This window comes from Neobacillus jeddahensis, from assembly GCF_000612625.1.
GTDB classification, from domain to species: domain Bacteria; phylum Bacillota; class Bacilli; order Bacillales; family Cytobacillaceae; genus Neobacillus; species Neobacillus jeddahensis.
Window position 1 is genome coordinate 24852 of the sequence record NZ_CCAS010000040.1, and the last position, 13432, is coordinate 38283.

General features: G+C 40.5%; 13 protein-coding genes and 1 pseudogene. 9 read left to right on the plus strand and 5 right to left on the minus strand.

All coding sequences use genetic code 11. The features are described from left to right. Positions 1-70: 70 nt before the first annotated feature. Positions 71-1564 carry an MDR family MFS transporter gene (locus TY15_RS16055; protein WP_040205983.1) on the minus strand — a complete coding sequence of 498 codons (1494 nt, stop codon included), beginning with the start codon at positions 1562-1564 and terminating at the stop codon, positions 71-73. Between the two features lie 327 nt (positions 1565-1891). On the opposite strand from TY15_RS16055, the gene TY15_RS16060 reads away from it, so the two are divergent. Then, positions 1892-2488 carry a TetR/AcrR family transcriptional regulator gene (locus tag TY15_RS16060; protein WP_040205985.1) on the plus strand — a complete coding sequence of 199 codons (597 nt, stop codon included), beginning with the start codon at positions 1892-1894 and terminating at the stop codon, positions 2486-2488. Between the two features lie 125 nt (positions 2489-2613). Here TY15_RS16060 and TY15_RS16065 read toward each other — a convergent pair whose 3' ends face one another. After that, entirely contained in the window at positions 2614-3192 is a 579-nt protein-coding gene (locus TY15_RS16065) for an HAD hydrolase-like protein (protein WP_040205986.1), read from the minus strand. 503 nt (positions 3193-3695) lie between these two features. On the opposite strand from TY15_RS16065, the gene TY15_RS16070 reads away from it, so the two are divergent. The 6 genes from TY15_RS16070 to TY15_RS16095 all read left to right on the plus strand — a co-directional run bounded on the left by TY15_RS16070 (position 3696) and on the right by TY15_RS16095 (position 9948). Beyond that, entirely contained in the window at positions 3696-4946 is a 1251-nt protein-coding gene (locus TY15_RS16070; protein ID WP_040205987.1) for a cation:dicarboxylate symporter family transporter, read from the plus strand. Between the two features lie 126 nt (positions 4947-5072). Next, the gene (locus TY15_RS16075) at positions 5073-5744 is read left to right on the plus strand and encodes a uracil-DNA glycosylase (protein WP_040205988.1); all 672 of its coding nucleotides are present in this window, start codon (positions 5073-5075) and stop codon (positions 5742-5744) included. 196 nt (positions 5745-5940) lie between these two features. Next, positions 5941-6771 carry a 5-dehydro-4-deoxy-D-glucuronate isomerase gene (gene kduI, locus TY15_RS16080; protein ID WP_040205989.1) on the plus strand — a complete coding sequence of 277 codons (831 nt, stop codon included), beginning with the start codon at positions 5941-5943 and terminating at the stop codon, positions 6769-6771. A 110-nt stretch (positions 6772-6881) separates the two neighbouring features. After that, on the plus strand, positions 6882-7658 hold the full coding sequence (kduD, locus tag TY15_RS16085; protein WP_040205990.1) for a 2-dehydro-3-deoxy-D-gluconate 5-dehydrogenase KduD: 777 nt from the start codon (positions 6882-6884) through the stop codon (positions 7656-7658). Positions 7659-7934: 276 nt separating this feature from the next. Then, positions 7935-8927, plus strand: a complete 993-nt coding sequence (gene kdgT / locus TY15_RS16090; RefSeq protein WP_040205991.1) for a 2-keto-3-deoxygluconate transporter — start codon at positions 7935-7937, stop codon at positions 8925-8927. Positions 8928-8997: 70 nt separating this feature from the next. Then, on the plus strand, positions 8998-9948 hold the full coding sequence (locus tag TY15_RS16095) for a sugar kinase (RefSeq protein ID WP_040205992.1): 951 nt from the start codon (positions 8998-9000) through the stop codon (positions 9946-9948). Positions 9949-10068: 120 nt separating this feature from the next. Here the strand turns inward: TY15_RS16095 and TY15_RS16100 are convergent, their stop codons facing one another. Further along, on the minus strand, positions 10069-10833 hold the full coding sequence (locus TY15_RS16100) for an IclR family transcriptional regulator (RefSeq protein ID WP_040205993.1): 765 nt from the start codon (positions 10831-10833) through the stop codon (positions 10069-10071). Positions 10834-11020: 187 nt separating this feature from the next. Here TY15_RS16100 and TY15_RS16105 point away from each other — a divergent pair, with 187 nt between their 5' ends. Together TY15_RS16105 and TY15_RS24955 are read left to right on the plus strand one after the other, a co-directional pair. Then, positions 11021-11668: a bifunctional 4-hydroxy-2-oxoglutarate aldolase/2-dehydro-3-deoxy-phosphogluconate aldolase gene (locus tag TY15_RS16105; protein ID WP_040206273.1), complete on the plus strand. Its 648-nt coding sequence runs from the start codon at positions 11021-11023 to the stop codon at positions 11666-11668. A gap of 20 nt (positions 11669-11688) precedes the next feature. Continuing rightward, positions 11689-11829, plus strand: a pseudogene (locus TY15_RS24955) (aldo/keto reductase); the annotation flags it as partial. Positions 11830-11875: 46 nt separating this feature from the next. Here the strand turns inward: TY15_RS24955 and TY15_RS16110 are convergent. Beyond that, positions 11876-12532 carry a FusB/FusC family EF-G-binding protein gene (locus TY15_RS16110; protein WP_040205994.1) on the minus strand — a complete coding sequence of 219 codons (657 nt, stop codon included), beginning with the start codon at positions 12530-12532 and terminating at the stop codon, positions 11876-11878. Between the two features lie 126 nt (positions 12533-12658). Further along, entirely contained in the window at positions 12659-12931 is a 273-nt protein-coding gene (locus TY15_RS16115) for a CD3324 family protein (RefSeq protein WP_040205995.1), read from the minus strand. Positions 12932-13432: the final 501 nt, after the last annotated feature.

The following is a 13432-nucleotide window of genomic DNA, read 5'->3' on the forward strand; positions in this document are numbered from 1 at the left end:
TCAACTACTTATTCGGACCCAATTAAAAAACCCATTTTGAAATGTAATTCAAAATGGGTTCTTCCTTTTCTTAATGCCCAGCCATCAAGGCTGGATTCCCTTTTTCTTCTGAACCAGACTCTTCTTCAGGCTGCGTTTTTGGTTTGCGTAGCAGAAGACTAAAGGCAAAACCAGCAACGGCTAAACAAGCGGCTAGGAAGTACGTATCCCCGAATCCCGAGGTTAGTGCTTCAGCAGGCGTCACACCTTTGGCTACATCCTTCATATGACTATTAATGTTCGAGGTTAAATAACCTGTTAACCCAGCAACAGCAAAGGATACAACGACCTGTTGGGCGGCAGTTGTTAACGGGGTTACCCTGCTAACCAACTTCCTTGGTGCCGCATTGAGGACATGAGTATTCACTGGCATCATGGTAAGACCCATCCCAGAACCCATCATAAATAAAGTTAAAAGAATCATACCAAGACTTGTATCTACTGAAATTCTTGAGAACATAAACAGCGCAACTGAAATGACTCCAAGTCCCGTGAAGGCAAGTGGACGAGCGCCAATTTTATCAAACAACCTTCCGCTAATCGGCATAAAGATACCCGATGCAAGCGCTTGTGGCAGCAAGATTAATCCAGTTTCAAGCGGTGTATAGCCTTTAACCTGCTGAAGATACAATGGTGTCAAAATCATCGATCCAAATAAGGCGACTTGAGCTAACCATGTTAACAGAATTCCGCGTGTGAAGTCCGATGAACGGAAGACACGAAGCTCAAGCAAAGGTTGTTTTTGGCGTAATTCCACAAAAATGAAAACGAGTAATGCGACTCCACCAACGGTTAACCCTGTAATGGTAGAGGTGGAAGTCCAGCTTGTGCCACCTTCACTGACTCCATAGGCAAGCATTGAAAAGGCAATAGGAGCGATAATCATCCCAATAATATCAAGATTCGGCGCCTCATGCTTTTCAGAAATCGGTAAAAATTTAATCCCAACAAATAAGGCAAGAATGCCGATGGGCAAATTAATAAGGAAAATCCAATGCCAGCTTACATATTCAATTAACCAGCCAGATAGTACCGGTCCAAGTGCTGGTGCTAGTAGCATCGGGATTCCAAGCATCCCCATGATCGCCCCCCGCTTATCAGCTGGTGCTAATTTAAATACCATGGCAAACCCGATTGGCGAAACCATGCCGCCGCCAAGCCCCTGAATAACACGGAATATAATTAACTGGGTCGGTGATTGTGCAATGGCACATAAGACAGAACCGATGGTAAAAAGAGCAATCGTGATGAGAAAAATTCTTTTTGCCCCGAACTTATCTGTCATCCAGCCAGCAAGGGGAATAACTGCAGATAGTGCTAAGGTGTAGCCTGTCACTGTCCATTGAATGGTTTTAAGATCCGTATCAAAATAATCAACCAAATTGGGAATGGCCACATTGACGACGGTGCTGTCGAGAATAACCATAATCATCCCAATGATCACAGCTAGAAGAGGCGCAATAATGGATTTGACCGAGAAATCCTGTGAGCCTGTTGAGGGATTCCCCACTTTTGTATTAGACATTTGTTCACTCTACTTTCCTAAATTTTTATTAAAACAATGTTTTTATCTTCCCAAAAAGGTGATTGCTCCTTTTTAGCTATGCACAAAACGAATTTTCTTACGTCTTTTTAAACAGCGTTTAAAACAATGTTCAAACAAGAATTTATCTTGTTTATCATCATCTGTCAAGAAATATTATTTTTTAGGTTGTATACTTTTCGTGAAATCACGGAGGGAACCTTGACATAGAAAGTCGAAGAGTATTATCGTAATACTAGAGAAAAGGCAATAAGACAAGCTGTTTTATAGATAAATGTTTTTAATAAAGGGAATCAGGAGTGTTGCTTGATGAATAATAACTCTGAAAAGGATATGACCACAAAGGGAAATATACTGAATGCAACACTAGAGTTAATAAAAACGGACGGTCTAGAAAATATAACCTTGCGTAAGATTGCTGCATTAGCGGGAGTTAACCTTGCGTTAATTAATTACTATTTTGGCTCAAAAGATAAATTGATCAATGAAGCATTGAAGATACAACTGGCATCATTTCGAAAACATTTTTTAATTTTAGATGAGTATTCTTTGTCACCCAAGGATCGATTAAAAACTTTTTTGGTTGAATATGTAAATTCTGTTATTAAGTATCCAGAACTCATTAAGGAGATTCTTGGGAAGGGTACGATTACATTTGAGTCGCAATTTGAATATCAAAATTATATGAAGACTTCGGGCATCAATAAAATAAAAGCAACCTTACAAGAAATTACGGGTGAGCAGGATTCAGATAAGCTGACAATGATGTTGATGCACATACTTCCTTCTGTCTTTTTTCCTGCCATGATTGCTTGTAAAAAAGACGTACCCTTTGTACGAAATGCCATACCAATCGAAAGACAAATTGATCATTTATTTCAACATTATTTTGCGAGATATTCCTAAAAAATAGAGATGAAACATGGTTACAGCAACAAACAAAGCCCCCTTGATTGGCATCATCATGGGGGCTTTGTTTTCTTAAAATACTCCTATTCAATTACCTGCAAGTCATTGCACTTTCCAACCTATTAATTAGAGAGGTTGTTTAGCACCACGGATGGGAAATCCTTATAATTGTCAACATGGAAATCCGCCGCAATGTTTCTATTTTGAAATGCAACCGTTGGAATATGTAATTGTTTGGCAGGGAGTAAATCTAAATCGCGGTCACCGACCACCAAATCAATCGGATGAGTTTTTAGAACATATTCATACGAAGCGCTATGTGGCTTTCTCGTAAAGCCTTGCTCCTCTACGGAGACAATTTCCTTAAAGTACTTTGCTAAATGAAATTTTTCGAGAAGATAGATCGTTGATTCCTTATCACGATGGGTCACAATAATATTGTTGTCGACAGTGGCCAAGACATCTTCAAGGTGTTCAAATGGCTGACTGTTCATCTTGGAATAATAATTATGTAATCGAGTATATTCTTCTCTCTTCGCTTCACTAATCCCATAATGTTTAAAGGCTGTCTTGGAATCAATCTTTAGCCAGCTCAATACCTCGCTCCGCTCGAGATCTTGTTGACTTAAACTGATAAATCCATCGACAAGTGCTGGGTAGGTGTCAAACAGTGTTCCGTCAAAATCCCATAATATATTCATCTTCACTCCCCCTATTAAGTAATCACCACACGGCTAAAAATAGTATCGTACCATGTATTATAAAAATTAACGAGTCAACCACATGACTTATTTGGGCAGGAGAATTCATGATAGACATCAAAAGCCTCAACCTTATCCTAACAAATTGGATGTTCATAAAATAGCAACTTTTCTTATTTTAGTTTATGTGTTATTCTAAAAAAATACTTAAAAAAATTTATAAGCAGAAAAAACTTGTTAAATTGGGTATTCTGGTGCAATAAAAGGCAGGAAATACCACTTATTTAACTATTGTAGAACAGTGATCAAAAGAAGATTATTCGAAAGGAATATTTGATCTATTTCGAACAAAACTAAATGAAGGACCTAAGTTGATTATTCAATGTAATCAACTTTTTATATAGTTAGAAAAAGAGATGCAACTCTTGGGCAATATATTGCTGGGTTAGGAGTAGGACAATCTTGGAAATTACTATTTATTTTATATAAAAGGGGAAATGCAAATGAAAAAAATTAGCTTAGCATGGCAGATTTTTATTGGATTGGTTCTCGGGATTATTGTAGGTGCACTTTTTTACGGAAACACACATGTGGCCAGCTATTTGCAGCCAATTGGAGATATATTTATTCGCTTAATTAAAATGATTGTCGTGCCGATTGTGGTTTCGAGCTTAATCGTCGGTGTTGCCGGTGTCGGTGATATGAAGTCATTGGGGAAGCTCGGCGGAAAAACCCTGCTTTATTTTGAAATCATCACGACGATTGCGATTGTTGTCGGCCTACTTGCTGCGAACGTATTCCAGCCAGGAGCAGGTGTGGATCGTTCTAAATTAACGAAAACAGATATCAACAGCTACGTAAATACGGCTGAGCATACAGAAACACATTCAATGGTCGAAACGATTGTTAATATTGTCCCAACCAATATCATTCAAGCCTTAGGGAATGGAGATATGCTAGCCATCATTTTCTTTTCGGTTATGTTTGGACTAGGGGTGGCCGCGATTGGGGAAAAGGGAGTACCGATTCTCAACTTTTTCAAAGGAACGGCAGATGCCATGTTCTATGTAACAAACCAAATCATGAAGCTTGCACCATTTGGCGTGTTTGCTTTAATTGGGGTGACAGTGTCAAAATTTGGGATAACCTCATTAATCCCACTTGGGAAACTAGTACTTGTCGTCTATGGATCGATGATATTCTTCATTATTGTCATCCTTGGCCTTGTGGCAAAAATAGCTGGAGTTAACATTTTTAAATTCATCCGCTATTTGAAAGATGAGCTAATTTTAGGATATACAACTGCAAGTTCTGAAACTGTTCTTCCAAAAATCATGGAAAAAATGGAGCGCATCGGCTGTCCAAAGGCGATCACCTCGTTTGTCATTCCAACAGGCTATTCCTTTAACCTGGATGGCTCGACGTTATATCAAGCGATTGCAGCCATGTTCATTGCGCAAATGTATGGAATCCATATGAGTATCGGGAGTCAAATTACCTTAGTATTGGTCTTGATGCTCACCTCTAAAGGAATTGCCGGGGTTCCAGGCGTGTCCTTTGTGGTTCTGCTTGCGACTTTAGGAAGTGTTGGCTTACCGCCTGAAGGCCTTGCATTTATTGCAGGTATTGACCGGATTCTCGATATGGCCCGTACATGTGTTAACATTGTCGGAAACTCCTTGGCAGCCATTGTTATTACCAAATGGGAAGGCCATAAGGTAAAAGACTATACTAAAGAAGAAAAAGCAGCGTAAATAGTAATGATGACACCTTGCCCATGCAGGGTGTTTTTTTGTACAGCATGATTTTGAAAAAGGAATGCTGTGCCGTAGTATAATAAAATGGTTAACCAACATATATAAAACGAGCGAGGATTTAGCATGGAATTAATCAAAAATGACTGGGCTCCTCTACTAAAAGACGAGTTCGCGAAGCCGTATTATCAGCAATTGTGGAACATCCTAAAGGAAGAATATCAAACAAAAGAGATTTATCCGGAAAAAAGGGATATTTTTAATGCCCTTCGGTTTACCGCTTATCAAGACACGAAAGTGGTCATTATCGGTCAGGATCCCTACCATGGTCCCGGGCAGGCACATGGTTTAAGTTTTTCCGTAAAGCCGGGGGTACGAATTCCACCGTCATTGAAAAATATATATAAGGAATTGCAAGCGGATATTGGCTGCGAGATACCAACTCATGGTTCCTTAGAAAGCTGGACGAAACAAGGGGTTTTGCTGCTGAATGCCGTATTAACGGTTCAAGCGGGAAATGCAAACGCCCATAAGGGGCTTGGCTGGGAACAGTTCACGGATAAAGTCATCGAAAGATTGAATCAAAGGGAGAAGCCAATTGTGTTCATTCTTTGGGGAAAGTTCGCCCAACAAAAACAACAACTTATCACCGCACCACAGCATTTCATTATCAAGTCCGCCCATCCTAGTCCCTTATCTGCCCATAACGGATTCTTTGGCAGTAAGCCTTTTTCCAAAACAAATGCGTTTCTCCAGGAAATGGGACAAGGGAAGATAAATTGGTGCATTCCAAACTAGTAAAAGAAGAGAAGGCTCAACCACAAATTGGTTGAAGCCTTTTTTTATAAAGCTTGTTTAACACCGCCAGAAATTATGAAAAAACAAAATTCACATTTTTGTCAATTTAGTTCTAGTATTTTGGAAATGAAAACGCTATAATTAAATTATGAAACAATGTACCACGATGTGGAACAGATAAAAGGAGATGTAGATTGTGGAAATTAGATACTCAACACATCCAGATCATGCCAAAACATTTACAACTGAGGAAATTCGTCAACACTATCTAATTGAAGAGTTATTTGTACCAGGTGAAATTAAACTTGTTTATACAATGGAAGACCGGGCGATCGTTGGTGGAATTACTCCGATTGGGGAAGCTATTTCGTTACAGGGCTATGATGAAATCAAGGCAGCCTATTTTTTAGAAAGAAGAGAAGTAGGGATTTTTAATGTAGGTGGAGCTGGAAAAATCGTCGTCGATGGTCAGTCCTATGTGATGGAGAATAAAGATTGCTTATATGTTGGCTTAGGAAAACGTGAATTGCTGTTTAGCAGTGAATCTGAGGCAAATCCAGCCAAATATTATTTGTTCTCTGCACCCGCTCACAAGGAGTATCCGACACAGCATGTAGCCTTTAAGGATATTGAAGGGGATAGATTAGGATCCCTAGAAAATGCAAATGATCGCGTCATCCGCCGCATGATCCATAATGAAGGGATTCAGAGCTGTCAGGTGGTCATGGGGATGACCCAATTAAATACGGGAAGTGTCTGGAACTCCATGCCGACCCATACGCATAATCGCAGAATGGAAGTTTATCTTTACATAGATTTAGATGAAAATGCACGAATGTTCCACATGATGGGCGAACCAACGGAAACGCGCCATATTGTAATGAAGAATGAGCAAGCGGTTATTTCTCCTCCATGGTCGATTCATTGCGGTGGTGCTACAAGCAACTATACCTTTATTTGGGCAATGGCTGGTGAAAATAAGACTTACAATGACATGGATGCAGTCACAATGGATCAGCTCCGCTAAAGATGGATTTCGTAGATGAAAAGATTTGTACTTTCTAAAGGGGTGAAGCTTTTCATCTGCTGAAATACCAAGATAGATAGAGTGTAAAAATAACAGACGAGGTGGAACAGATGAGCTTAGAGAACTTTTCATTAGATTATTTTTCATTAACCAATAAAGTTGCAATTGTGACGGGAGGGAATACCGGCCTAGGACAAGGTTATGCAGTAGCGCTGGCTAAGGCAGGGGCTGACATCTTTATTGTCGCTCATAATACCGATTGGGATGAAACAAGAGAATTGATTGAAGAGACAGGCAGAAGCGTTCATTTCTATCAGGCCGATTTAACCGTTCGTGAAAATATCCATCAAATTGTTGAAGAATGTTTACGTGTGTATGGAAAAATAGATATTCTCGTCAATAATGCCGGTACGATTCGCCGCGCTCCTTTACTAGAGTATAAAGAGGATGATTGGAATGCGGTCATGGATATTAACTTAAACGCCGTTTATTTTCTAAGTCAAGAGGTTGCTAAAGTTATGGTTGAACATAAGAGCGGAAAAATCATTAACGTCGGTTCCATGCTCAGCTTCCAAGGTGGTAAATTCATCCCTCCGTACACAGCCAGTAAGCACGGGGTAGCCGGGTTAACGAAAGCCTTTGCCAACGAGTTAGGCCAGTACAATATTCAAATTAATGCGATTGCGCCTGGTTATATTGAAACCGCCAATACCGCTCCAATTCGAGCCGATGAAGAGCGTAATGCGGAAATTCTTTCGCGTATTCCTGCTGGAAGATGGGCATCGCCTGCCGATTTGATGGGGGTCATGGTCTTTTTAGCTAGCAAAGCGTCAGATTATATGAATGGACATATTTTAGCGGTGGATGGTGGTTGGTTGGCTCGTTAGGAACGAGCCAACCTGCTAGAAAGGAAGATTAGCAGACTAATAGAAAGTCCTTTTACTAGAAATGGTCCTTAAAGTAAACATTTTGAATTGAAATTAAAGGTTATTTAAAAATGGAAATTTAACACCTGTCGAAGCTAACAATTGGAAACCCTTACATAGTGAGTGCCAGCATGGCTTCAAGCAGGATCAATAGAACAGCATGAACAAGCAAATCATCTATCATCAATGTTTTTACTAACAGTTAGCCATATCATATGAAAGGTAAGGTAGACGATTATGAAAATCATGAAGACAATGGAGAAGATCCCTGGTGGTCTTATGCTGGTTCCACTATTTTTAGGAGCAATTATCCACACATTGGCTCCAAAATCAGGTGAGTATTTTGGTTCTTTTACAAACGGTTTGATGACGGGGACTGTTCCCATCCTAGCTGTATGGTTTTTCTGTATGGGGGCAGGGATTAACATCAAAGCGACAGGTACGGTTTTACGTAAGTCTGGGACACTGGTAGTCACAAAGATAGCGGTGGCATGGGCTGTTGCCTTAATCGGATCACTATTTCTTCCTGAAGGTGGCGTACAAACAGGTTTCTTTGCCGGGTTCTCTGTGCTCGCGTTAATTTCTTGCATGGATATGACTAATGGTGGTTTATATGCATCGATTATGCAGCAGTATGGTTCGAAAGAAGAAGCTGGCGCCTTTGTCCTGATGTCACTTGAATCTGGTCCACTTGTCACCATGTTAATTCTTGGTACAACAGGATTGGCGGCATTCGAACCACAAGCATTTGTAGGTGCTGTCTTACCTTTCTTAGTTGGATTTATCCTTGGAAACCTAGATCAGGATCTCCGTGAATTCTTTAGTAAAGCAACCCATACAATGATTCCATTCTTTGGATTTGCTTTAGGTAACTCCATTGACCTTACTGTTATCGCGAAAACAGGATTAGCAGGTATTGTACTTGGTATCCTGGTTATTATTGTGACTGGTATTCCGTTAATTCTTGCTGACAAATTCATCGGTGGCGGAAATGGGACTGCAGGTCTTGCCGCCTCTAGTACGGCTGGAGCGGCGGTGGCAAATCCAATGATCATCGCGAATATGAAGCCAGAGTTCATGCCGGTGGCCCAATCAGCAACTGCCTTGGTTGCCGCATCTGTCATTGTTACATCGATATTAGTTCCAATCATCACGGCTTATTGGTCACAATATATGAAAAAGAAAAATAAAGGCTCCTCGTTGCAAAGAGGAAGCAAAGCAACAGCTTGATGTTCTTACATGGGGGAGAGATACATTTAGTATCATCTCTCTTTTTCAATAAAGTGAACGGAGGATGGGTATGAGTAGAATGTTGACTGTTGGTGAACCGATGGCCCTTTTTGTGGCTGAGCAAGAAGGACCACTAGAGAATGTGGAACGTTTTCAACGCTTTGTTGCCGGCGCGGAGGTAAACTTCTCTATTGGGATGTCACGCTTAGGGCATCAAGTTACCTATATTACACAATTAGGAATGGATCCATTTGGGAGATACATAGAGAGCTTCCTTCAGGATAATGCCATAGATACGAGCAATGTGTCCTATAATCCTGCCTATCTAACAGGCATGCAGTGGAAGCAAAAGGTCGTCACAGGAGATCCTGAAGTGTTTTCAGCTCGTAAAAATTCGGCTGCTTCACATATGGATCCGGAAACGATTGCAAATCTGAATTGGGAAGGCTTTGTTCATATTCATTTAACCGGTATCCCCCCAGCCTTATCCGCAGGTTGTCGGGAAATGGTCTACGAGCTTATGGATAAGGCCAGTGCAAGAGGCGTGCAAATTTCTTATGATCCTAACCTACGTCCAGGTTTATGGGGAGACAAGAATGAAATGGCTCGCGTCATCAATGACCTTGCCTGCCGTGCCGATATTGTTCTTCCTGGGATTGAGGAAGCAAAGCTCCTTACTGGGAAACAAGAGGTAACCGAGATTGCTGACTACTATCATGCTGCAGGAGTAAAGACTGTTGTGATCAAATTGGGAGCAAAAGGGGCATTTACAAGTTCTGAAGGAGAGCAGTTCTATACGGACGGTTTCCTTGTCAAGCGAGTAGTCGACACGGTCGGAGCGGGTGACGGATTTGCGGTGGGCGTAGTGAGTGGAATCTTAGAAGGTTTATCCTTGAAGGAAGCAGTGAAGCGCGGGGCAGCGATTGGTGCACTTGCCGTTATGTCTCCGGGGGACAATGACGGCTTACCGACCCGGATAGGATTGGAAGCCTTCATCGAAAATTCCTCCGCCAAGCTTTAATGTTTATAGGTAGAAAAATAGGAAAAGCGGTATTCCACTTGAGAATACCGCCTTTGTCATAATATAGAATTTATAGTTTCGACTTCGAGAATAGGTCAGCTCAAGAAGCCCTGTGCTTTTCTATGAACCCGTGTAGCCTAGGTTTCTAGAAATTGCTAGACTATACTGATTCATTTTTTCAATTAAGGTTGAGTTGATGACATCGATGGTGACGCGGTTATTAGGACCGGAAATACTAAAGCTCGCGATGATCTTGCCTTTATGATCATAGATAGGGGCAGCAATACACATGAGCACCGCTTCATTCTCGGCATTATCTAACGCATACCCTTGGCTCTTCACCCTTTCGATTTCCTGTAGAAATTCTTCTTTAGAGATGATCGTCGTTGGTGTCTTCGGGATGAATTCAAAGCTTGAGACTAATTCATCAAATTTGTTCTGCTCCATGCCAGAAAGTAGTATTTTTCCTACGGCCGTACAATACATGGGAGCGCGGCTGCCAATTCGTGAGTACATGCGAATCGTCTGTGTGCTTTCAATTTTATCGATATAGATCACTTCGCCGCGATCCTCAATGCATAAATGGACCGTTTCATTGACTTCTTGTGATAATTTTTCCAGAAATGGTTTGGCAATCGTGACAATATTGGAGTTGTTTAACAGATTTCTAGAAAGAAAGAGGACCTGTAAACCTAGTTTATACTTGTCTGTTTCTTCGTCTTTGACAACGTAATTCATGCTCGCTAACGTGGCTAGCAGTCTATGAAGTGTCCCTTTGGTTAGGCCAACCTGCTCGGATAACCGAGTGATTTGGATGCCATCAGGATATTCGGAAAGCTTATTTAGTATGGTTAGGGCGCGTTCAAGTGATTGAACATTAGACATTATTCTCTACCTCATTTAATTGGGTTATTTAAATATGATTTTTACACTCTTTTTTTAAAACAGTGTTCCATTATATGATACGATATAGAAGAACCATTGTAAAACTAATTGGGGACTCCGCAAAATAAAACGAAGCTTTTTGAAAATAATGTTACCAAAATACGAATGGAAAGAAGTGACCATCATGATGAAGAAGATCAATACTTTAACTAAAATTGCCGAATGTGGTGTCGTAGCTGTGGTACGAGCGGATTCAAAGGAAGAGGCCATTCAGATTTCTGAAGCCTGTGTGAAAGGCGGAATCCAAGGAATTGAGGTTACATTCACCGTACAGGACGCTGATCAAGTCATTAAAGAACTTGCAGCACTTTATCAAGATAATAATCAAGTGGTTATTGGTGCCGGGACTGTGCTTGATGCGGCAACCGCTAGGATTGCGATTTTAGCAGGTGCGCAGTTCGTTGTCAGTCCTGCTTTCGACCAGGAAACCGCAACCTTATGTAATCTTTATCAAATCCCGTATATGCCAGGCTGCATGACCCTGACTGAAATGAAACGTGCCCTTGAAGCAGGGGTAGATATCGTTAAATTATTCCCAGGCAGTGCCTTTGGTCCGGACTTTGTAAAAGCCGTCAAAGCCCCACTTCCTCAAGTAAATATTATGCCAACCGGTGGCGTTGATCTGGATAATGTTGAGCAATGGATAAAAAATGGTTGTGTAGCAGTCGGGGTCGGCGGTAATTTAGTTGCACCAGCCAAGACGGGTGAATTCGAGAAAATCACCGGATATGCTAAGCAGTATATTGAAAAGGTTAAAGCAGCGCGAGGGAAATAAATATTGATAGGATCTATTAATCCATCACGGAGCACCGCATTATTGAAAATGCCAATCTATTTGATTTTGAGTTATCTTTGGAGGAAATGGAATGGATCGACAGCTTACATCAGGATAGCCGCGCTGGCTCACATCCAGATATGATGCGCCTAGGCTTTTAAAAGTTAAAAACAAGAACCTTGCTGAAACTGGAGCAAGGTTCTTGTTTTATGCCTGCTTATTTAACGCCTCTTGAAGATAGGTGTTTAGATAATCAAGGCTGGTTATCTGACGATTACATTTTGTGCTGTCAACACAAATGAAGTTGCCGATCGCCTTATAGTAATCGGGGTTCTTCGCCTTTTTTGCTTTGGTGATAGTGGATAAATAGGCCACTTCACCGAAGCTATTGCAGAAGGAACAGATATTTTTCTTGCTTACGATCGTGTATTTACATTCAATCCCAAGCAATTGCTGATTGTTTTCGTACACGATATATTTTTTATTCGTGCTAATATCCGTCCAGCTTAGATAGGTAAGGTGATGGTAATCGATGTTTGATAAATCCGGTACCTTTAGTTTTTTAGCTTTCGGAAACAGCTTTTTAATCTGTTGTTCAGTCAATTGTGAAATCGGAATTAAATAATGGTCAAGCTGTTGAAGATATTGATCAAATTCAGAATCCGTTTTGCAATGTGAGAAGTCTAGCAGTTGCATTTGTTCCTTTGTTACTGCTGGGAAGAGTTCGACGATTTTAGCCTGCGCCAATTGTCTAACCGCACGAATCACAGACGGATCAGAATTTTTTCTGTTACTTTCTTTAATATAGTCCACTTGTTTTTTTATAAAATTAAACTGGTTATTTTGCATGAAAGATCCAGTCATTTGTCATTCACCTCAGTTCTTTACAGTTCGTTCCCGTTTTATTATACGTAATAGAGTTGCTGAAAACTATGGAGAGAATGAGTTAGAAATGGATCCTACATAAGAAAACACTGATGGGGATGCCCGTCAGTGTTTTTTACGTCTATAGACAATTTTTTTGATTGTTTCAATTGAGAGAAAATGCTCTTCCGCTAATTGGGGTATACTGTTCCCATTTTGGAAGGCTTCTTTGATGGCGGCATTTCGCTCATCTATTAGCTTTCTTCCGCCTGAACAACTCCCCCATTTTCGGTAGGTTGTTTCAGGTTTGGGAATATAAAGGGTTTCCCCTTGGACATATTTTTGAATTTCCGCAATTAGCTTTTCAGGTAATATATTTGTTGCATTCACATATTTCATGTTTTGCCAGCCCCTTATTTTTTGTTAGCTAAATAAGGTGCAAAGCCGAATATTAGAAATGATTGAAAGCTTACCTGGGCGATGGATTAAATAAAGGTTCGCCCCATGCAAAGTATCGCCTTTCCAATACTAGGCTTTGCATGAGTTGCTGGAGTACCCGACATAATCGATTGATTCGGCATGACGAATCACCTCCTCTAGGAGTCCCGCTAATTGGCGAGTTTTCTTTTTATTATAGAAGATGTGGTGGAATTCGGCTAGGATAGATGTGACTTTATTGTATCCAATGAATGAAGGGAATGGGATATAGAGGGGGGAACGGTCACAAAAAAATAATGTACTGTAACAAGGGGCTTCGGAAAAGATGATGACAAGAATAAAAGCAAATTGTGTTGATTCTGTAAGGGTTGACATCTCTCTGAAATAGTTGTTAAAAACAACCATTCTCTAGAAAGTTGTCAACCCTCATTTTTTTAATAATTATTGGAATAATTATTAAAA